This is a genomic window from Nonomuraea sp. NPDC002799, assembly GCF_053592075.1.
Genome location: NZ_JBSFVA010000022.1, coordinates 43,327 through 63,042, shown reverse-complemented (window position 1 = coordinate 63,042; position 19,716 = coordinate 43,327). Strand labels below are relative to the sequence as shown.

The window sequence follows — 19,716 nt, the reverse complement described above, 5'->3', positions numbered from 1 at the left end:
GTCATGTCCTTTCGCGGAGGTGGCGCTTGCTGACCTTGCCGACCGCGGTCTGCGGGAAGGCGTCGACGAACTCGAAACGGTCAGGGATCTTGAAGACGGCGATGCCGCGCTCGCGCAGGAAGGCCCGCAACTCGGCCTTCGCGGGCGGTTCGCCGGAGCAGATCACGTAGGCGCAGGCGCGTTCGCCGAGGTAGGGGTCCGGCACGGCGACGACGCTGGCGTCGTGGACGGCCGGATGGGCCAGCAGGTGATTCTCGACCTCCTCACCGGCGATCTTCTCGCCGCCCCGGTTGATCTGGTCCTTGGCGCGGCCCTCGACGACCAGGTAGCCGTCGGGGGTGCGCCGGACGATGTCGCCGGTGCGGTAGAAGCCGTCCTCGGTGAAGGCGGTCCTGTTGTGCTCGTCGGCCTTCCAGTAGCCGCGGATCGTGTACGGGCCGCGCGTCAGCAGGTGGCCGCTGTCGCTGTCGCGTCCGTCGTCGTCGAGGATGCGGATCTCGTCGTCGGGCGAGATGGGGCGGCCCTGGGTGGAGACGATCGTCTCCTCGTCGTCGTCCAGCCGGGTGTAGTTGACCAGCCCTTCGGCCATGCCGAACACCTGCTGGAGCGTGCAGCCCAGCTCGGGGCGCACCCGCTTGGCCGCCTCCTGGCTGAACTTGGCGCCGCCGACCTGCAGCACCTCCAGGCTCGACAGGTCGTGCCCGGTGGCGGCGGCCGCCTCCAGCCAGAGCAGGGCGAGCGGCGGGACCAGCGCGGCGATGGTGACACGCTCGGCTTCGACGAGCGGGAAGCAGGTGCCGGGGCTGGGGTCGGGCGCCAGCACGGACGCGGCGCCGGCGCTCAGCGCGCCGAACACGCCAGGCGAGCTCATCGGGAAGTTGTGCGCGGCGGGCAGCGCGCACAGGAAGACGCTGTCCGGGCTCAGCCCGCAGATCTCGGCGCTGGCGCGGAAGCTGTAGAGGTAGTCGTCGTGGGTGCGCGGGATCAGCTTGGGCAGGCCGGTGCTGCCGCCCGAGAGCTGCAGGAACGCCACCTCGCCCGGGCCGGGGTCCGGCAGCTCGGCCGGGGCGGCCTCCGGCAGCTCCCCGAGCACGAACGCGGGCGTGTCCGGGGCGAAGGCGCGGTGGTCGTCGCCGGGGCAGATGTAGGCGGCGGCCTCGGTGAACGCGCAGAAGGAGGAGATCTCGGCCGAGCGGTGCGCGGGCAGCGCGAACACCGGCCAGGCGCCGAGCCGGAACAGCGCGAAGCAGACCTGGTGGAACTCGGGCACGTTCGGCAGTTGCACCACGACGCGGTCGCCGGGGCCGATGCCGTGCGCGCGCAGCCCGGCGGCCAGGCGGTCGGCCCGCACGTCCAGGTCGCCGAACGTCCAGCGGGCCTGCGGGGAGATCAGGGCGGGGCGGGGGCCGTACGCCTGCGCCAGCTCGCGTAACATCCGCCCGAACGTCTGGCCGCGCCAGTAGCCGGCCGCCCGGTAGCGGGCGGCCTCCTCCTCAGACCAGTGCATCCGACACTCCCAGGGCGCGCAGCATGGTGCGGAACTTGGCGGAGGTCTCGGCGAGCTCGGCGTCCGGGTCGGAGCCGGTGACGATCCCGGCGCCCGCGTACAGCTTGAGCGTGTGCTCGGCCACCTCGGCGCAGCGGATCGCCACCGCCCATTCGCCGTCGCCGGTGGCGTCGGTCCAGCCGACCAGCCCGGCGTAGAAGCCGCGGTCGAACGGCTCCAGCGTCTCGATCATCCGCCGGGCGCCGGCGCGCGGCGTCCCGCACACGGCGGGCGTCGGGTGCAGCGCGGCGGCGAGCGTCAGCGCGGAGGTGTCCGGGTCGCGCAGCGTGCCGCTGATCCGGGTGGACAGATGCCACATCGTCTCGGTGGAGGTGAGCTCCGGCCTGCCCGGCACCTCCAGGCCCGCGCAGTAGGGCCGCAGCGCGTCGGCCACGTCCGCCACCACCAGCCGGTGCTCGTGCAGGTCCTTGGCCGAGGCGGCCAGGGCGGCGGCCCGGCGCCGGTCCTCGGCCGGGTCGGCGGAGCGGGCGGCGGACCCGGCGAGCGGGTTGCTGATCACCTCCCGCCCGCGGCGGGACACCAGCAGCTCGGGGCTGGCGCCGGTGAGCGTCCGCCCGCCGGGCAGCGGGGCGGCGAAGGAGTAGCCGTGCCCGAGCAGCGGCCGCAGCAGCCCGGGCAGGTCCACGGGCTCGTCGGAGCGCAGCTCGACGGTTCTGGCCAGCACCACCTTGTCCAGGCGGCCGGCGTCCAGCTCCTCCAGGACCCGCCGCACCGCCGCGACGTAGTCGGCCGGCGACGGCACCCGCCTGCTCCACCAGCCGCCGCTGCGCACGACCGTCTCACCCGGCGGGATCGGGGGCGACCAGGTCTCGGACTCGGGCAGGATCAGGTGCGCCGTGCCGTCGAAGCCGATGGCCCCCGCGGCCGGGCCGTCCACCCTTGCGGCCAGTGTGGCCAGGTCGCCGCCCGCGACGCCGCGCACCCCGCGGGTGAGCAACGTGCCGCGGGCGGAGGCGAACAGCACCGAGTCCGCGCGGTCGTAACCCGCCAGCGGATCCGCCACGGTTCTCAGGAGATGCATGTAAATCCAATCTGGTCAGGCGCGAAGGGTCGCGCCGCCGTCGACGAGGAGGTCGTGCATGGTGATGTGCCTGGCCCGCTCCGAGCACAGGAACACGACCGCGTCGGCGACGTCGGCCGGGTCCGCCACCCGGCCGAGCGGGATGCCGACGCGGAACGTGCCGGGGTCGCCCGCGAGCGTGGCCGAGAGCGCGTCGTCATGGTCGGTCCCCGCCCACAGCGCCCGGAGCATCGAGGTGTCGGTCGATCCCGGCGAGACGACGTTGCAGCGGATGCCGTGCCTGGCCACCTCCAGGCCGAGGCAGCGGGTGAACATGCGGGCCGCCGCCTTGGAGGCGGCGTAGGCGGCCAGGCCCACGCGCGGCACGGAGGCCGCGTTGGAGCCGACGGTGACGATCGCGCCCTCGCGCCTGGCCTCCATCCGGCGGGCGACCGCGCGGGAGACGTGGAAGACGCCGTCGGCGTTCACGGCGAAGCTCTGCCGCCAGTGGTCGTCCTCGGCGTCCGCCACCGCTCCTGGCAGCAGCACGCCGGCGACGTTGACGAGGATGCCGATCGGGCCCAGGTCCCGTTCCACCGCCGCGACGACGTCCGCCACGTCCTGCGGGTCGCGCACGTCCATGCGGTAGCCGCCGGACCGCGCCTGGATGTCGGCCGCCGCGACCTTCGCCCCCGCGTCCGCCAACGCCGCGCACACGGCCGCCCCGATCCCCCGGGCCGCGCCGGTCACCAAGGCGATTTTGCCGTCGATCCCGTCCATTGCGGCAAGTCCTCCCCGAATGCTGTGGTTAGGTAAGCCTTGCCTAATTTGATCGCAAAGTCAGCATCTGTCAAGGGAGCGTTCCGGTGCCGTCACCGCCTGCCGCGCCTGCCCTGAACACGCGGACGGGCGGCCCCGCACCACCGGAACCGCCCGCATCACCCAGGTCAGACAATGGGTACCCGCTGAGCCACCCGGCCCGACCGCACCGCCGAGCCCGGAAAGGATGCCCACCTGAGCCGCCCGGCCCGGCCGCGCCGCCGAACCGGGAAACGCGGCTACGGAGTGAGCCGCGAGGCGACCAGCCCGGCCTCCGGCGACCGGCCCGCGACCGGCAGCGTCATCGACAGGCGCACCACCGTGCCCTCGGGCCCGGTCGTGAAGACCACCTCGTCCGACAACCGCCGCATCAGCCAGATGCCGCGCCCGCCCGGCTCCGACGTGGCCGGCAGGCCGGCCTCGTCCAGCACCCCGGCGGAGATCCCCGGCCCGTCGTCGGCGACCTCGCAGACCAGCTTCCCGTCCTGCGGCCACATGCGCAGCCGCCCGTGGCCGCCGCCGTGCTCGACGGCGTTGACGACGCACTCGTTGACCGCCGCCACGAGGTCGCCCAGCCGCTCCCCCGACACCCCCAGCAACCGGGCGCGGGCGTAGACCGCGTGGCGGGTGCGTCCCACGCGTCCCTCGTCGAAGTCCACACTGAGCGGCTCCATGCTTTCAATGTCCGTCGTGGTGGTGTCCGATGCTGTGCCCAAGGTGACAGAGCCCGGCGCCTTTACAATGTAGATCAACAATTGCCGCCGTTGGACACACGCACACCTGAGTCAAGGACTGAGTCAAAGCCGCGCCGGAAGGACCTTGCGCGGGCGAAGGGGGCTGGCTTTAATACGCCCTGGCGCGAACCCCGCCATCCCCTGCCGCCGACGAGGAGACCTTGTGACCATCCCCGCAGGTCGAGCCCTCATTCTTCGGGCGCCCACGCTCGGCGTGCGGGTGTTAGCGCTCTCACTTCACCGCCCCACGCCCATGAAACTTTCTTTTCACCCATCGGGAAAGCGCTTACCGAAGCCCGTCCACTCCTGAAAGGACCCTGCCATGCGGTTACCGCTGGCCGCCGCGGCCACCGTGCTCGCCCTGGCCACGACGCTGACCACCGCCACCACCACGGCTCAGGCCGCCCCGCCCACCAAGCAGATGGAGGACCTCGACCGCGGGCTGATCAGCGTACGGTCCGGCTCCGGCAACCTGGTGTCGTGGCGGCTGCTCGGCACCGACCCCGACGGCGTCTCCTTCAACGTGTACCGGGGCTCGACCAGGGTCGCCTCGGGGCTCACCGCCGCCACCGGCTATCTGGACGGGGGCGCCGCCGCCGACGCCTCGTACACGGTCAGGGCGGTGACCGGCGGCACCGAGCAGGCCGCGTCGCCCGGCTCGCTCCGCTTCACCGGCGGCGCCTACCTGGACGTGCCGATCCAGCCGCCGTCGGGCGGCACGACGCCGGACGGGGTCGCCTACACCTACAGCGCCAACGACGCCAGCGTGGGCGACGTGGACGGCGACGGGCAGTACGAGATCGTGCTGAAGTGGGATCCGTCCAACGCCAAGGACAACTCCCAGTCGGGATACACCGGCAACGTGTTCGTGGACGCCTACCGCCTGAACGGCACCCGGTTGTGGCGCGTCGACCTGGGCCGCAACATCCGCGCCGGCGCTCACTACACCCAGTTCCAGGTGTACGACTACGACGGCGACGGCCGGGCCGAGATCGCGATGAAGACCGCCGACGGCACCGTGGACGGCCGCGGCACGGTGATCGGCAGCTCCGGCGCCGACTACCGCAACTCCAGCGGGTACGTGCTCAGCGGGCCCGAGTACCTGACCATGTTCAACGGGCTGACGGGCGCGGCGATGTCCACGGTCTCCTACGACCCGCCGCGCGGCACGGTCTCCTCGTGGGGCGACAACTACGGCAACCGGGTGGACCGTTTCCTGGCCGGGACGGCGTACCTCGACGGCGAGCGCCCCTCGCTCATCATGGCGCGCGGCTACTACACGCGTTCGGTGATCGCCGCCTGGGACTTCCGCAACGGCACGCTCACCAAGCGGTGGACGTTCGACAGCAACTCGGCGGGCTCGCAGTGGGCCGGGCAGGGCAGTCACAGCCTGTCCGTCGGCGACGTGGACGCCGACGGCCGGGACGAGATCGTCTACGGCGCGATGGCCGTGAACGACAACGGCACCGGCATGTGGACCACGCGCACCGGCCACGGCGACGCCCAGCACCTGGGCGACTTCGACCCGGCGAAGGCCGGCCTGGAGTACTTCAAGGTCAGCGAGTCCACCTCCCAGCCCGGCTCCCTCTACATCGACCCGCGCACCGGCCAGATCCTGTGGTCCACCGCCTCCGGCTCCGACAACGGGCGCGGCGTGGCCGGCGACATCTCCACCGTCCGGATCGCCGGCGAGTTCTGGTCGGCCGCCGACGCCAACGTGCGCAGCGTCACCGGCAACACGGCCGGCCGCAAGCCGTCCTCGGTCAACTTCCTCGTCTGGTGGGACGCCGACCCGGTCAGGGAACTGCTCGACCAGACCAGAATCGACAAGTACGGCACCAGCTCCGACACCCGCCTGCTGACCGCCTCGGGGGTGCACTCCAACAACGGCACCAAGGCGACGCCCTCACTGTCGGCCGACCTGTTCGGCGACTGGCGCGAGGAGGTCGTCTGGCCCACCAGCGACAACCGGGCGCTGCGCATCTACAGCACCACCACGCCGACGGACCGGCGCCTGTACACGCTGATGCACGACCCGCTGTACCGGGTGTCGGTGGCCTGGCAGAACACCGCCTACAACCAGCCGCCGCACACGAGCTACTTCATCGGCGACCGCATGGCCACCCCGGCCAGGCCGGACATCTATGTACGCTGATCGCTGCCGATGATCTCCTGGGCCGTCTGCGGGCCGTCGGCCATGGACCCGGGCCGTCGCGGCGGCGCCGCGTCGGCCCGGCGCGTCCGCTGCTCGGATGCCGGCATGAGGTGGGCGCAGACCTTCAAGAGGAGGACGCGCGACAGGATCGCGGCCCGGTGGCTGTCCGGCATACGACTGACGACACCTAAGAGGTGCAGCTGGGGCTGATCACCCGCTCGGGTGAGTCCAGCCAGATCTGCTGGCCTTCGCTGGTCACCGTCATTCCGAACCGGTCGAAGTCGGGCTCCCCCCAGGCCGCCCACCGGAAGTAGGCGTTGACGGCTTCCTGCCACACCGGCCGGTCACCCACCTGGACGCCGGCGTACTCCTGGACGCCGGGTGTCCAGACGACCCTGGCCCGCTGGCCCGGATCGTGCGGGTTGAGCGCCCACACCACCGTGTGGTCCGGCTGGGGCTGGGTGGCGAAGTGCAGGCCGGTCATGGCGGCCATCGCCAGGAGTGCGCCCTGCGGGGCTTCGGCGATCATGCGCGGGTCCACCCGCGTGCCGAGGTCATGCATGGCGGCGTCGTCCGGCTTTGACCCATGGACCGCCCGGTGGCCGCGCATCACCATGTAGGAACTGCCCGTCACGAACGTGCCGACCGCGCTGCCGTCCGGCATGACGATCAGCCGCACCACCTGATCGTCGCCGTCCCCGACCGAGTACGGTGCCACGATGACCGCGCCGGGCCGCGCCTGCTGGATCCAGGCATAAGGGATGGAGCGCACCGCGCAGGTGACGTGAACCCGATCGTAGAGAGCGCGCTCAGGGCAGCCCTCCGCACCGTCCCCGACGACCAGGTGCGCCTGGACGCCGAAGGCGGCGAGATTCTTGGCCGCCTGCTCAGCGACCTGCCGGTCCACCTCGATCGACGTGACGCCGCCGTCCGCCCCGACGAGGTGAGCCAGCAGCGCGGCCGTCCAGCCGGTGCCCGTTCCGACCTCCAGCACGCGGTTCCCCGGGCGCGGATCGAGCAGGTTCAGCAGGGCGGTGACCGTGCTCGGCGCACTGCTGGACGAGCTGAAGATGCCCTTCCTGTCCTGAAGGGAGGCGGCGCCGTCCGCCACCTGCGTGACGATGAAACAGTTGGAGGCGACGGCATCCCACCAGGTGTCAGGATCGGCGTCCCGGTCGATCAGGGCCCGCTCGCCGTCGTTGAGCACCAGCCCCACGGCGGGAATGAACCGGTGGCGCTCGACCGCGCGGAACGCCTGCTCGATCCGGGGTGGGACGGGCCCCCTCCGTTCGACGACCGCGGCGAGCATGCGGCCGGTGGGGTCCAGGGTCACTTCGTGTCGCTGGGCTTGTCGCGGCTACCGTCTCCGTCACCCGTTTCCTTGGACTTCGCGTCGTCCGGCACTTCGAAGTCGACGTACGTGTGCGGTTCACCCTCATGCTTGCCCTTGCCCATGGGCTCCCTTCCCACTGCCATCAGCTTATCGTGAGCGTACGACTACTCAGCGAGTACAGCCAGGCTTGCGCGGATCACCGGAGGGACACACACCCATGGGCCGGCCAGGGAAGGTGCCGGCCTCCCCGCAACCCCGTGAACATCCTGATCAAACACGGCGCTCGGCATCTCGTGCAGTCGCATGTGGTCGACCCTGCGCATCAGCTCTCCCCCACCAGGATCCGCACAGTCGGCTGGATCTTCATTTCTAGGCATCTTGCAAGGAGCGGCCGCCTTGATTTCAGCAGTAAGGCGTACGAGAGCGCATGAAGAAAATTAGCGTCGCGGAAGCCGACTTCCGATGTGAACATTTTTCATCCACTCATGCTCGAGCGTGGACAGCACCGGGACCTGGTGCCGCCGATGAATCTCTGGGGCATCGTTTGCCTCTGGGCCGGTGCGGGGATACTCAAGCCATCCCCGGAAGCATCAGCCGGGGATTCTTTCCGTATGGCAACCCCATTGGACCGCGTTCAACGGTTCGGCGTGTTCAGTGCTTTGGCCGGCGCGAACGTCGGCGTTTGGATCGCTGATCCATGGATCGGCTCCGCTATGGTCGCGGCCCAATTCAGCCTCGGCGCCCTGGTAGTGATCACCGCGCTGTACGGTAGCCCGACGCACAGTGCCCGTGCGTTCCGGTTGCTCCGGTGGGTGTCGCGGCGTTGACCGGAATCGATGCCCCGACGTTCAAAGACCGTATGATTCCACTGGCGCTGGCTCACCATAACTTGAGCCAGTGTTCCACACGCGGTTCGACGTTTTCCGAGAATGCTAGCGGCGGTGAAAGCGAGAGAGCGTGCGAACCGTCTGAACACCGAACGAGCCATTTCACAATAGTGGATAAACCGGACAGGATTGCGATAATGCGCCTGGCTGCGGCCGGCGTTCAAGATTCGAGACAGCGGTGGAAAGTTGGAGTCCAGGATGTTAGATGCGATAGGCAAGGGGGATGTCTCACGCGTATAAGCTGGCCATACCTGCCATAGTGATCGTGGCGCTCACGGCGATGTGGATCCACGGCAATGCGGTCATCCCGGAGACTCCTCAGCTCCTCCATCAGTGCACCCGCTTCGGGTTCGGCACACAGGTGAAGCTGCACAGGAACACCAAACAATGGTTCCATGTAGCGATGCCTACGCCGGTGATCATCGGGGGCGTACGTCCGAAACTCAAGCGCGTCTTCATCCTGGGAAATTCGGACGTCAGCAGTTGCATCACCAGGGTCCACATCTTCGACAACACCAACCGACTGGAGGACCGTGCGGTCACGATCTGTGGAGACAAGCTGGCGATCAGGACGGAAAACACCATCGCATTGAATCACACGATTTTCTTCGGACTGGGCATCACGATGTTCATGAACTCGGATTCGGGTTCTTTCGAAGCCTCCTATTTCTTCGCGGGCTTCGGCGCCGACTGGGAATGAGCCGGCGGTCAGCCGGATCCACCTCGGCAAGGACCGACGTGACAGCGGTGTAGTTCACCGAGCCGGCGGCGGTGACCAATGGTGCGAGCGCGGCAGTTGACATCAAGGGTCGGTCGGCGCAGTCGAAGCAGAGACACGATGAGCCCGCGTACGGAGATCGGTCTGCCGGGGTAGTGGGCGCGGCCCCGTCCGGCACGGAAAGCTGCTGGCGGAACGAGGGCGAGCACCAGGCCCGCAGACCGCGCGACCCAGGAGAAGATCATGGACGGCTCCCCCGGCGCACCTCCCTACGTCATCGATGCCACCGGCCGCGACATCCACGGCGAGGCCGAGCGCATCCGCGCGCTCGGGCCGGCCGCCCGCGTCGAGCTGCCCGGCGGCGTCCGCGCCTGGGCGGTGGGCGGGCAGGCCCTGCTCAGGAGCCTGCTGACCGACCCTCGCGTGTCCAAAGACGCCTACCTGCACTGGCCGGCGTGGATGAAGGGCGAGATCTCTCCTGAGTGGCCGCTGTTCGCCTGGGTGGCCGTGCGTAACATGCTCACCGCCTACGGCCCTGACCATCGGCGGCTGCGCGGGCTGGTCTCCAGCGCCTTCACCGTCCGTCGCACCGCCGCGCTGCGGCCGCGCATCGAGGCGATCGCCGCCGACCTGCTCGACGGGTTCGCGGACGTGCCGGAGGGAACGCCCGTAGACCTGCGCGAGCGCTACGCGTACCCGCTGCCGATCAGGGTGATCTGCGACCTGTTCGGCGTCGAGGACGAGACCACCCGCCGGGAGATGCGCCGCTGCGTGGACGCCTTCTTCCACACCGGGACGGTGACGGCGGAGGAGGCCGCCGCCGCGTTCCCGCGCCTGCGGGAGATCATGCGCGGGCTCGTCGCCGGCAAGCGCGAGCGGCCGGGCGACGACCTCTCCTCGGCTCTGATCGCCGTCCGCGACGACGGCTCGCGGTTGTCGGAGGAGGAGCTGATCGACACGTTGGTGCTGTTCCTGAGCGCCGGCCAGGAGACCACGGTGAACCTGCTCGACAACGCGATCTTCGCGATGCTCACCCATCCCGGTCAGCTCGCCCTCGTCCGCGACGGTCAGGTCTCCTGGAACGACGTCATCGAGGAGACGCTCCGCACCCAGGCGCCCGTGGCGAGCCTGCCGCTGCGCTTCGCCGTCGAGGACATCGACCTCGGTGACGGGGTCACGCTGCGCGCCGGTGACGCCATCCTGGCCTGCTACGCCGCCGCCGGCCGCGACCCGCTGGTGCACGGCGCCGACGCCGGCCGGTTCGACGTGACCCGCGCGGCGAAGGAGCACCTGGCCTTCGGGTACGGCGTGCACCACTGCCTCGGCGCGCCGCTGGCCAGGCTGGAGGCGTCGATCGCGCTCCCCGCCCTCTTCGACCGCCATCCCGGCCTGACCCTGGCCGCCCCGGCGGACGAGTTGCCCGCGATACCGTCCTTCATCTCCAACGGGCACCGCACCCTGCCCGCCCGTCTCGCCCCCTGACCCTCCTTGAGTGCCCGGGTCAGGCCCGATGGCCTCGGCTCATCGGTCCGCCAGGTTCTTGAGCCAGACGGCCGCGCTCTGCAGGAACATGTCGAGCTCCCTGCGGAGCTCCCCGTTCTCCCTGCGCAACTGGGCGGTCTCCTGGTGCAGTCGGGCGTTCTCCTGACGCAGTTGCGTGTTCTCCTGGCGCAACCAGAGCAGCTCGTCGCGATCGTCAGGCGACGGGCCTCCCGTCTGAGGGTGGAAGGGGGCCGGCCGTGTCGGCTGGTGGAGGGGAGTCGCCCCCGTCTGCAGGTGGAGGAGTGCCGCCTCCACCTGCGGGTTGAGGGGGACGGCCTGCGGTTGCGGGTTGAGGGGAGCCGCGCCCGTCTGCGGGTGGGGGTGGGCCGTCTGCGGGTGAAGGGGAACCGCCGGTGTCGGCTGGTGGAGGGAAGCCGGCTGCGGCTGGTGCCGGGGAGCGGCTTCGGCTGCCGGGGCGTGGTTGTGGGAGCGGAACGCGTCCTCCCAGGGGTCCAGCTCATCGTGCCCGACCTGGACGACCTGAGGCGGCGCAGCGGCCGGCCCGGTCGCCGTGGCGAGGGTGGCCTCCGTGCCGCTCTGGCGCTTGGGAAGCGTCAGGGTCACCAGCGCGGCCACCAGAGCGACGCCGCAGCCCATCAGCAGGGCGGTGCGGAACCCGGACTCGGCGGGCAGGGTACGCCCGCCGAGCGTCATGGTCATCTGGGAGAGCACGACGCCGACCACGGCGGCGGACACGGAGGTGCCGATGGAGCGCATCAGCGTGTTGAAGCTGTTGGCGGAGGCGGTGTCGGTCTGCGGAACCGCGCCCATGATCAACGCGGGCATCGCGCCGTAGGCCAGGCCGACACCGATGTTGCCGACGCAACTGGCGATCATCAGGCCCCAGGTCCAGCCCATCAGGCCGAACGCGGCGCCGTAGCCGATCGCGATGATCAGCGCGCCGATGAACAGGCTGGTCTTAGGTCCGCGGGCGGCCGACAACCGGGCGCCGAAGGAGGAGACGGCCATCATCATCAACCCGGACGGGGCCAGCCACAACCCGGCGGCCAGCATCGACTGGCCCAGGCCGAATCCGGTCGCCTCGGGCAGTTGCAGGATCTGCATGACGACCAGCGACTGGGCGTACATGGCGAAGCCGATGAGGACCGAGGCCAGGTTGGTGAAGAGCACCTGCGGCCGGACGGTGACCCGCAGGTCCACCAGCGGGTCACGGACGCGCAGCTCCCACAGGCCCCACAGCAGCAGGACCACCACCGCGCCGCCGAGCAGTCCCAGCGTGGTGCCGCTCCCCCAGCCCCAGTCGGCGCCCTTGGACACGCCGAGCAGCAGGCAGACGAGTGCCACGCCCAGGCCGATCGCCCCGGCGACGTCGAGTCGTCCGCCGGGCCGCGCGGGCGTCGCCGGGACCAGCAGCCAGATCAGCAGGGCGACCAGCACGCTCAGCCCGGCCGAGCCCCAGAACAACATCCGCCAGTCCGCGTACTCGGCGACCGCCGCGGAGATCGGCAGCCCGAGCGCGCCGCCGATGCCCATCGAGGAGCTCATCAGCGCGATCGCCGGACCGACGCGCTGGGGCGGCAGCAGGTCGCGCAGCGCGCTCACGCCGAGGGGGATCATGCCCACGCCCAGCCCCTGCATGCCCCGCCCGACGATCATCGGGATCAGCGAGTCGCCCAGCGCGCACACCACCGAGCCCGCGATGAGCGGCACCGAGCAGGCGAGCATCATGCGGCGCTTGCCGTACAGGTCGCCGAGCTTGCCGACCACCGGGGTGGCGACCGCTCCCACCAGGAGCGTCGCGGTGATCACCCAGGAGGCGTTGGCCGCCGTGGTGTCGAGCAGCCGTGGCAGCTCGCCGACCAGCGGCACCACCAGGGTCTGCATCAGCGAGCCGACGATGCCGGCCACCGCGAGCACACTCACGATCCCGCTACCCGAGCGTGCATGGGGCGCAGAGTGCACCATTTATCCCCCTTCGCCCTTTAAGTCCGAATGCACCATACACATGATATGTTCCATGCACAACTTGTGCACGATGCACATCGCGCGACGTCTGGGGACGAGAGAGACCGTCATGAACGACTCCATTGGCCTGATCGAGTACGAGACCATGCTGCTGTGGCGCCACCGTGACATGACCGCGCCGAGCGCCAGGCGCGGCGGCGACCGCCCCCTCGATCGCAGCGCCTACGTCCTGCTCAGCCGGTTGCGCACCGGCGGCGCGATGTCGATCGGGCAGCTCAGCGAGGCGTTCAAGGTCGCCCCGTCCACGATTCACCGGCAGACCACCGCCATGCTCTGCGCCGGACTGGTCGAGCGCTTCGCCGACCCCGAGGGCGGCCTCGCCCGCAAGTTCCGCGTCACCGCGGAGGGCGAGCGGCGTCTGCGCGGCGAGCGGGAGCAGAACATCTTCGGGCTGGAGCGGACCCTGGCCGACTGGAGCGATGACGACACCGCCGCTTTCGCCGGCTACCTCAAACGCTTCAACGTCAGCATCGAGGACCTCTCAGGTCAGCGCTGGCCGCGCCCCTGACCGCACCCCGGCCGCACGGCACCGCACGGCCTCGGCCGTGATGGACCGAGGTGGTCGATCACGGCCGTGGCTCACGGCTGCCACTGACGGACACGACTCACGGACGTGGCCAGGGACGTCCTTCGAGTCGCTCGATGTCGGAGTTGAACCGGTTGAGGTAGCCGGCGAAGGCCGCGGCGTCTTCGGGCGACCAGCCGGCCAGCACCTTCTCCAGGCCCCGGATGTTCTGCTCGCGCTCGCGCCGCAGGCGCTGCTCACCCTCCGCGGTGACGCGGAACTTGCGGGCGATGCCGCCCTCGGGGTCCGGGATGCGCTCCAGCAGCCCGGCGCGCGTCATGGCGGAGGTCTGCCGGTTGAGGGTGGAGGGGTCCAGGCGGAAGGCGTCGCTGAGCTGCCCGATCGACATCGGGCCGTCCATCGCCAGGCGGCTGAGCAGGATGTACGCGCTGCGGTCCAGGTGATCGCCGTCGGGACCGAGACGGGGCGGGGCCAGGTAGCGGTGCCGGCCGAGCAGCATGGTCTCGTACTCGATCGCGTGTGTGGACTTGGCCATGGCCGGTTTCGCTCCTCTCCCGGGCAGACAGAGCGCCGCAGCGAAGATGCATCATACACATTATATGTAGGGCACACATCGCCTCGGGACACCGTGCCCCCGATCCGGTGGATCACCTGGTGAAGCCGTGAATCCGAAGCCTTCTGATACCGTGGCGATCGGAGAGAGCTCTCGCCGCCCTCCGACGCGAGGCGTGCGGCCCGTCGGTCTCCTCGGCTCGACGGAGCGCGCGTCCTGGATTTCCGCGCGGAGACAGGGCGAATGCCTGGTCCAAGGGAGGTGTCTCGCGCGAATGGCGAGTGTGACTCGGGACGAGGTGTTGCAGGCAGCGGTGGTCCGGCGCAGGCCCGCCCACACGGTGCCTGCCTGGGGCGCGGCGTACGCCGCCCGGGTGGCGGCTCTTGAGGTGTTGCTGCCGGAGCTGTCCGCCGCCGCCTGTGCCGCGCCGGTGATTCACGGGTGGACACCGCACCAGGTGGTGGGTCATCTTCTGGCCTCCGACCGGCTGCTCGCCGCGGCGCTGGGGGCGCCGCTCCCCGGGGGCCGGCCGTCGAGCGACGATCCGGAGGCGTACACCGACGAGGTGCTCGCGGCGGCCGGGAGCCGCGACGAGCTGGTCGCTGGGAGCCGCGACGAGCTGGTCGCCGCCTGGCGCGCCCAGAGCGCCGCGCTCTGCGCGTTCGTCGCCGCCGCGGATCCCGGGCTGCCGGAGACCAAGATCACCGCGTGCGGCATGCGGCTGCGCGTCGGCGACCATCTCACCAACCGGGCCTTCGAGACCTGGGTGCACACCACCGACATCGCGCTGGCCGCCGGGATCGTCATGCCGGATCCGGTGGCCTCCCACGTGCACACGATGACGGACATGGGCTGCCGTTCGCTGCCGTTCGCGCATCAGGTGGGGGGCGGGACGGGCACGGGGACGGTGGAGATGCGCCTCACCGGACCCGGCGGCGGGACCTGGCTGGTCCGGCTCGGGGACGACCCCGCGAAGCGGCGCTCGACGATCGACATGGACGCCGTCGAGTTCTGTTTCCTGTTCGCCGACCGCCGCGACCCGCGCACGGTCGAGGCGCGGACGGGCGGACGACTCGCCAGGGAGCTGCTGGAGACGGCGCCCCGCCTGGTGCGACTCGGCCGCTAGCGGTCACCGCGCGGCCGGCCGTGCCACGTCCCTGGTGAGCCGTGCCCTCTCCTCCACTCAGACGGCTCTGGCCGTTTCATCACGTATGCCTTATGTTTGAGGTGTAAGAATTTTCTTTCAGGTGACTGAATGCCGTGACACCCTCACGAAGAACACCCCCGGACGCGCGGCGGCGCATGAGGAGAGCACGATGAAGGCGATCGTCCAAGCGAAGTACGGCCCGGCCGACGTTCTGCGGCTCGGCGACGTCGGCAAGCCGGTGCCCGGCGACCACGAGGTCCTGGTCCGGGTGCGTGCGACCTCGGTCACCCACGGCGACCTGGTGACCATGACGGGCCTGCCCTATCTGGGCCGCCTGGCCTTCGGGCTGCGCGAGCCGAAGCGGAAGGTCCCGGGCCGGGACATCGCCGGAGAGGTCGAGGCCGCCGGGAAGGCCGTGACACGATTCGCGCCGGGCGACGAGGTGTACGCCGAGGTTCCCGCCGGCGGCTTCGCCGAATACGCCCGCGTACCCGAGGACCTGCTGTGCCCGAAGCCCGCCAACCTGACCTTCGAGCAGGCCGCGGCCGTGCCCTGGGCGGCGAACACCGCGCTGCAGGGCCTGCGCGACCGTGGCGGGCTGGCGCCGGGGCAGCGGGTCCTGATCAACGGGGCGTCGGGAGGCGTGGGCACCTTCGCCGTGCAGATCGCCAAGTCGCTCGGGGCGGAGGTCACCGGGGTGTGCGGCACCAGGAACGTGGACCTGGTCCGCTCGCTCGGCGCCGACCACGTCGTCGACTACTCCCGGGAGGATTTCACCGAGGGTGCGCGGCGTTACGACCTGATCTTCGATCTGGCGGGCAATCACTCGCTCTCCGCGTGCAGGCGCGTGCTGACCCCCGCGGGCACCCTCGTGTTGTCCAGCTCCAACGGCGGCCGGTGGATCGGGCCGATGGGCCGGCTGCTGGGGGCCCTGGTGCTGGCGCCGTTCGTCCGGCAGAGCCTGCGCACCTACATGGCCGAGCCGAGCCGCGGCAACCTCGCCGATCTCAAGGAGATGATCGAGTCCGGGCGGATCACACCCGCGATCGACCGGACGTTCCCGCTGAGCGAGGTGCCCGAGGCGATGCGGTACTTCAGCGAGGAGCACGCGCGGGCGAAGGTCGTCATCACCGTGTGAGCCCGGAGCCACGGCTGGTGCGGCGCGCTGGAAAGGGACCTCGGTTCGCCATACCCGAAAGGCGCGCACGCTTCTCTCACGGGACGTTCCGCGACAGAATGGATCATGACCTGCAGCCCACTCGTCGAGGGCGACCCCCAGCGCATCGGCCATTACGCCCTCGCCGGACGCCTGGGGGCGGGCGGTCAGGGGGTGGTGTTCGAGGGCTACGGGCCGGGCGGCGAGCGCGTGGCGATCAAAGTGCTGCACGCGGCCGCGTCCTTGTTACGCCCGCCGGACGCCGAAGTGGCCGCGCTGTCGCGGGTGGCGCCGTTCTGCACGGCCCGCATCGTCGACTTCGACCTCGACGCCGAACGGCCGTACATCGTCAGCGAGTTCGTGCCGGGAACGACCCTGCGCGCGGCCGTGCAGCGGCACGGGCCCCTGCACGGCGACGAGCTGCACCGGCTCGGGGTCGGGATCGCCACCGCGCTGGTGGCCATCCACCGCGCGGGCGTCGTGCATCGCGATCTCAAGCCGGACAACGTGCTGCTGAGCCCGGACGGGCCGCGCGTGATCGATTTCGGCATCGCCAGGCTGCTCACGAGCTCGGTCTCCACCGGCGCGCACGGCGCGGTCGGCACGCCGATGTACATGGCGCCCGAGGTGTGGCGCGGTGCCCTGGCCGGGCAGGCGGCCGACGTGTACGGCTGGGCGGCCGTCATGCTGCACGCCGCGTCGGGCCGCCCGCCCTACCGGGCGCAGGCGCCCGCCGTCGAGCTGGCCGAGCCGCTGCGCTCGCTCGTCCTGGCCGGCCTGGCCGAACGGCCCGAGGATCGCCCGCCCGCGCGCGACCTGCTGCTGCGCCTGCTCGAACACCGGGTGGAGCCGGCGGGCCTGATGGAGGCGGGCAGCCGCGCGGCGGGGACCGTCGGCGCGCGCGACGCCGGTGTGGAGCCGCCGCTGGGCGAGCGCGCGGAGCGGGCGTTCGCGGCGCTGCCCACGCCGGCGCAGGCGGCCGTGCCCGGGGTGCTGCTCCGCCTCATCGGCCCGGGCGACCAGCTCAGGGCCGCCGCCATGGACGAGCTCGGCGACGACCCGGCCGTGCCCGCCGTCGTCGAGGGCCTGTGCCGGGACGGGCTCCTGCTGCGCGGCGACGCCGAGGTCCGCATCGCCGCCCCCGCGCTGCCCGTGGCCTGGCCCCGGCTGAACGGCTGGCTGGCGGAGGAACGACCGGGCCTGGCCGATCACGATCGCCTGCGCGACGCGGCGCGGGTGTGGTCCGCCCACGGGCACAAGGACGCCGACCTGCACCAGGGCTCGGCCCTCGAACGCGACAACCGGTGGGCGGGCGAGGCGCGGCGGAACCTGCGGCTCAACGCCGTCGAGCGGCGCTTCCTGGCCGCCTCCACCGCCCTGGCGGCACGGCGCCGGCGGCGCCGGCGGCTGCTGCTGGCCGCGCTCACCGCGCTGCTCTCGGTGACGGCTATCCTCGGCACGCTGGCCGAGACGCAGCGCCGCACCGTCACCACGCAGCGTGACGAGGCCATCGCCCGCCGGCTGGCGGCGCGGGTGCCGGAGATGCGCTCCCACGCCCCGAACACCGCGCTGCTGCTCAGCGTCGCGGCCTGGCGCGTCTCCCCGGTGCCGGAGGCGCGGACGACGCTGCTGTCGTCGCTGGCCCAGGCCGACGTGCGCGTGCCGATCTCCAGCACGTACCTGTCGGTCTCGGCTCAGGGCCACATCCTGTCCTACGACTCCGACTTCGCGAAGGTCTGGACCCCCGGCGCGCGCTCCGTCTCAGGCGCGATCCGGTCCAAGCAATGCTGCGCGAACAGCTTCCTCAGCCCGGACGGGTCGGCGCTCCTGGCGATCGACTCCTACCAGAGCACCACCCGCGTCTTCGACGTGCGCAGCGGGCGGCGCCGGAGCGAGGTCGCCGCCGGAGGCAACAGCGCGGCCTTCAACCTGCGCGGTGACCGGGCGGCGACCTTCACCTTCGACTCCAGCAGGCCCGTCTCCGTCTTCGACATGGCCGGCGGTGAGCTCGTGACCTCGCTGACCAGGAAGGAGGTCACGGCGGTCGCCCTGAGCCCCGACGGCGCCACGCTGGCGCTCGCCGTCGCCGACCGCCGGGTGGAGCTGGTGGACGTCGCGTCGGGCCGCACGACGCGCTCGTTCGCCGTCCCGCTGCCCGCCGATGAGCAGTCCCACGACAAGGAGGTCCGCACGGTCCGCTTCAGCCCGGACGGGAAGACCCTCGTCACGGACGACCCCGAGCTCAGATTCTGGGCCGTGGACACCGGCGCCGAACGCCCCGAGCACGCCGGGCACGGACGCGTCGTCGACCAGGTCGCCTTCGATGCGAGCGGGCGCTGGATGGCGACGCCGGACAACCAGGGCCTCCAGCTCTGGGATCTGCGCACCGGCGCCTCGGTGACCATCCTGCCCAGCCTGCCATGGCCGGTCGATGAGCTCGGGTTCGCCGCTGACGGGCGCAGCCTGTCCTTCCTTATGCGCGGCGAGATCCGGGTCGCCGACATCTCCGCCTACACCACGCCCTTGAGGTTGTCCGGGATGGGCGAGGCGGCCACGAGCGTGGCCATCGCGGGGCGGGCGTACCGGGCGGCCACGTACGCGCCGGACGGCGTACGCGTCTGGGATCTGCGCTCGCGTCGCCAGGTGGGGCCGACCCTGGTGTTCAGCGGCGGTGGGGAGGAGACCTCGCCGTGCGCCGAGTTGAGCCTTGACGCGTATCAGACGGTGGCCCTCAGCGCGGACGGCACCCGGCTGGCCGCGGTCGTGCCGGACGGATCGATCACCATCGGCGAGGTCGCCACCGGCCGTGAGATCGCCCGGCTGTCCGGCCGGCCGGCCCATGTGCGGGACGACTTCTGGCGGGTCATGGGCCTCGCCTTCAGCCCCGACGGCAACACGCTCGCCGTCGACACCGTCTACAGCAAGGCGCCCTCGTGCGGCGACGAGGAGGCCGTCCGGCTCTGGACCGCGGACCCGAGCTGGCGGCAGGCCCACGTGACGCGTGACGTCCGGGGCCGGTTCGCGTTCACACCGGACGGGAGGCAGCTCATCGCGCTCGACGCCGACGGGATCGCCCGCATCGACGTCGCGACCGGCAGGATCGACCGGCGCATCGACATCAGCAAGGTCGGCATCGGTTTCAAAGGCCTGGCGCCCGACCCCCGTTACGCCTTGGTCTCGGGCCGGCCCTTGTATCTCACCGATCTGGTGGCGGGCAAGCTGATCGAGCCGCCGCTGGCGGACGATGGCGCCGAAGGCCCGACCGCCGCCTCCTCCGACGGCCGGACGCTGGCGACGGTCGATTACCTGAATCGGGTCCGCATCCGCGACATGCCCACGGAAACGGTCGCCGACCTGGCCTTCCCCGGCCCCGTGGACGCCGTCCTAACGCTCGCCTTCTCACCCGACGGCGGCACCCTCTACTCGCTGACCAGCACGGGCGCCGTGTTCTCCGACGTCACCGACCCGGAACGGGCGGTGGCCCTGCTGTGCGCGCGGGCCGGCGGCGAACTGACGGGAGCCGACTGGGATCGGTATCTTCCCGAGCTGCCCTATCGGGAGGTCTGCCCGCGCTAGGGCCGCCCCGGCGGACC

Annotated in this window: 17 protein-coding genes; 8 read left to right on the top strand and 9 right to left on the bottom strand. The window is 71.2% G+C overall.

All coding sequences use genetic code 11. From position 1 onward, the window contains the following. Nucleotide 1 precedes the first annotated feature (1 nt). The 4 genes from ACWD0F_RS32935 to ACWD0F_RS32920 all read right to left on the bottom strand — a co-directional run bounded on the left by ACWD0F_RS32935 (nt 2) and on the right by ACWD0F_RS32920 (nt 4,060). On the bottom strand, nt 2–1,507 hold the full coding sequence (locus tag ACWD0F_RS32935) for a (2,3-dihydroxybenzoyl)adenylate synthase (RefSeq protein ID WP_449882497.1): 1,506 nt from the start codon (nt 1,505–1,507) through the stop codon (nt 2–4). After that, nucleotides 1,494–2,588: an isochorismate synthase gene (locus ACWD0F_RS32930; protein ID WP_449882494.1), complete on the bottom strand. Its 1,095-nt coding sequence runs from the start codon at nt 2,586–2,588 to the stop codon at nt 1,494–1,496. The genes ACWD0F_RS32935 and ACWD0F_RS32930 overlap by 14 nt, the downstream gene beginning before the upstream one ends. A 15-nt stretch (nt 2,589–2,603) precedes the next feature. After that, a complete protein-coding gene (dhbA, locus tag ACWD0F_RS32925) occupies nt 2,604–3,347 on the bottom strand; it encodes a 2,3-dihydro-2,3-dihydroxybenzoate dehydrogenase (RefSeq protein WP_449882491.1) in 744 nt (247 codons plus the stop codon). Nucleotides 3,348–3,625: 278 nt separating this feature from the next. Then, a complete protein-coding gene (locus ACWD0F_RS32920; RefSeq protein ID WP_449882488.1) occupies nt 3,626–4,060 on the bottom strand; it encodes an ATP-binding protein in 435 nt (144 codons plus the stop codon). Nucleotides 4,061–4,442: 382 nt separating this feature from the next. Here ACWD0F_RS32920 and ACWD0F_RS32915 point away from each other — a divergent pair, with 382 nt between their 5' ends. Further along, nucleotides 4,443–6,275, top strand: a complete 1,833-nt coding sequence (locus ACWD0F_RS32915; RefSeq protein WP_449882485.1) for a rhamnogalacturonan lyase — start codon at nt 4,443–4,445, stop codon at nt 6,273–6,275. On the opposite strand, the gene ACWD0F_RS32910 is transcribed toward ACWD0F_RS32915, so the two are convergent. Genes ACWD0F_RS32910 through ACWD0F_RS32900 form a run of 3 tightly spaced genes read right to left on the bottom strand, consistent with a single transcriptional unit; the run spans nt 6,263 to nt 7,751 of the window. After that, entirely contained in the window at nt 6,263–6,448 is a 186-nt protein-coding gene (locus ACWD0F_RS32910; protein WP_449882483.1) for a hypothetical protein, read from the bottom strand. The genes ACWD0F_RS32915 and ACWD0F_RS32910 overlap by 13 nt on opposite strands. Nucleotides 6,449–6,462: 14 nt before the next feature. Beyond that, the gene (locus ACWD0F_RS32905; RefSeq protein WP_449882481.1) at nt 6,463–7,608 is read right to left on the bottom strand and encodes a methyltransferase domain-containing protein; all 1,146 of its coding nucleotides are present in this window, start codon (nt 7,606–7,608) and stop codon (nt 6,463–6,465) included. Continuing rightward, a complete protein-coding gene (locus ACWD0F_RS32900) occupies nt 7,605–7,751 on the bottom strand; it encodes a hypothetical protein (RefSeq protein WP_449882479.1) in 147 nt (48 codons plus the stop codon). The genes ACWD0F_RS32905 and ACWD0F_RS32900 overlap by 4 nt, the downstream gene beginning before the upstream one ends. A gap of 342 nt (nt 7,752–8,093) precedes the next feature. Between ACWD0F_RS32900 and ACWD0F_RS32895 the strand changes: the two genes are divergently transcribed. From ACWD0F_RS32895 to ACWD0F_RS32885, 3 genes are all read left to right on the top strand, one after another. Beyond that, the gene (locus tag ACWD0F_RS32895; RefSeq protein ID WP_449882477.1) at nt 8,094–8,435 is read left to right on the top strand and encodes a hypothetical protein; all 342 of its coding nucleotides are present in this window, start codon (nt 8,094–8,096) and stop codon (nt 8,433–8,435) included. A gap of 319 nt (nt 8,436–8,754) precedes the next feature. Then, complete coding sequence (locus tag ACWD0F_RS32890; RefSeq protein WP_449882476.1) at nt 8,755–9,195, top strand: DUF6623 family protein; 441 nt, start codon at nt 8,755–8,757, stop codon at nt 9,193–9,195. Nucleotides 9,196–9,456: 261 nt separating this feature from the next. Continuing rightward, nucleotides 9,457–10,695, top strand: a complete 1,239-nt coding sequence (locus ACWD0F_RS32885) for a cytochrome P450 family protein (protein ID WP_449882473.1) — start codon at nt 9,457–9,459, stop codon at nt 10,693–10,695. A gap of 39 nt (nt 10,696–10,734) precedes the next feature. Here ACWD0F_RS32885 and ACWD0F_RS32880 read toward each other — a convergent pair whose 3' ends face one another. After that, a complete protein-coding gene (locus ACWD0F_RS32880; RefSeq protein WP_449882471.1) occupies nt 10,735–12,639 on the bottom strand; it encodes an MFS transporter in 1,905 nt (634 codons plus the stop codon). 151 nt (nt 12,640–12,790) lie between these two features. Here ACWD0F_RS32880 and ACWD0F_RS32875 point away from each other — a divergent pair, with 151 nt between their 5' ends. After that, nucleotides 12,791–13,249: a MarR family winged helix-turn-helix transcriptional regulator gene (locus tag ACWD0F_RS32875; RefSeq protein WP_449882468.1), complete on the top strand. Its 459-nt coding sequence runs from the start codon at nt 12,791–12,793 to the stop codon at nt 13,247–13,249. Between the two features lie 97 nt (nt 13,250–13,346). Here the strand turns inward: ACWD0F_RS32875 and ACWD0F_RS32870 are convergent, their stop codons facing one another. Then, complete coding sequence (locus tag ACWD0F_RS32870; RefSeq protein ID WP_449882465.1) at nt 13,347–13,802, bottom strand: MarR family winged helix-turn-helix transcriptional regulator; 456 nt, start codon at nt 13,800–13,802, stop codon at nt 13,347–13,349. A 292-nt stretch (nt 13,803–14,094) separates the two neighbouring features. On the opposite strand from ACWD0F_RS32870, the gene ACWD0F_RS32865 reads away from it, so the two are divergent. From ACWD0F_RS32865 to ACWD0F_RS32855, 3 genes are all read left to right on the top strand, one after another. Further along, nucleotides 14,095–14,946 carry a maleylpyruvate isomerase family mycothiol-dependent enzyme gene (locus ACWD0F_RS32865; protein WP_449882463.1) on the top strand — a complete coding sequence of 284 codons (852 nt, stop codon included), beginning with the start codon at nt 14,095–14,097 and terminating at the stop codon, nt 14,944–14,946. Nucleotides 14,947–15,136: 190 nt separating this feature from the next. Then, nucleotides 15,137–16,105 carry an NAD(P)-dependent alcohol dehydrogenase gene (locus ACWD0F_RS32860; protein WP_449882460.1) on the top strand — a complete coding sequence of 323 codons (969 nt, stop codon included), beginning with the start codon at nt 15,137–15,139 and terminating at the stop codon, nt 16,103–16,105. Between the two features lie 105 nt (nt 16,106–16,210). Beyond that, on the top strand, nt 16,211–19,699 hold the full coding sequence (locus ACWD0F_RS32855; protein ID WP_449882458.1) for a WD40 repeat domain-containing serine/threonine protein kinase: 3,489 nt from the start codon (nt 16,211–16,213) through the stop codon (nt 19,697–19,699). The last annotated feature ends 17 nt before the right edge of the window (nt 19,700–19,716 follow it).

Coding starts and splice junctions, on each gene's coding strand:
- ACWD0F_RS32935 (WP_449882497.1), bottom strand. CDS start 1,507: ATGCACTGGTCTGAGGAGGAGGCCGCCCGCTACCGGGCGGCCGGCTAC.
- dhbA (WP_449882491.1), bottom strand. CDS start 3,347: ATGGACGGGATCGACGGCAAAATCGCCTTGGTGACCGGCGCGGCCCGG.
- ACWD0F_RS32895 (WP_449882477.1), top strand. CDS start 8,094: ATGCTCGAGCGTGGACAGCACCGGGACCTGGTGCCGCCGATGAATCTC.
- ACWD0F_RS32875 (WP_449882468.1), top strand. CDS start 12,791: ATGAACGACTCCATTGGCCTGATCGAGTACGAGACCATGCTGCTGTGG.
- ACWD0F_RS32865 (WP_449882463.1), top strand. CDS start 14,095: ATGGCGAGTGTGACTCGGGACGAGGTGTTGCAGGCAGCGGTGGTCCGG.
- ACWD0F_RS32930 (WP_449882494.1), bottom strand. CDS start 2,588: ATGCATCTCCTGAGAACCGTGGCGGATCCGCTGGCGGGTTACGACCGC.
- ACWD0F_RS32860 (WP_449882460.1), top strand. CDS start 15,137: ATGAAGGCGATCGTCCAAGCGAAGTACGGCCCGGCCGACGTTCTGCGG.
- ACWD0F_RS32915 (WP_449882485.1), top strand. CDS start 4,443: ATGCGGTTACCGCTGGCCGCCGCGGCCACCGTGCTCGCCCTGGCCACG.
- ACWD0F_RS32920 (WP_449882488.1), bottom strand. CDS start 4,060: ATGGAGCCGCTCAGTGTGGACTTCGACGAGGGACGCGTGGGACGCACC.
- ACWD0F_RS32870 (WP_449882465.1), bottom strand. CDS start 13,802: ATGGCCAAGTCCACACACGCGATCGAGTACGAGACCATGCTGCTCGGC.
- ACWD0F_RS32855 (WP_449882458.1), top strand. CDS start 16,211: ATGACCTGCAGCCCACTCGTCGAGGGCGACCCCCAGCGCATCGGCCAT.
- ACWD0F_RS32885 (WP_449882473.1), top strand. CDS start 9,457: ATGGACGGCTCCCCCGGCGCACCTCCCTACGTCATCGATGCCACCGGC.
- ACWD0F_RS32900 (WP_449882479.1), bottom strand. CDS start 7,751: ATGGCAGTGGGAAGGGAGCCCATGGGCAAGGGCAAGCATGAGGGTGAA.
- ACWD0F_RS32910 (WP_449882483.1), bottom strand. CDS start 6,448: ATGCCGGACAGCCACCGGGCCGCGATCCTGTCGCGCGTCCTCCTCTTG.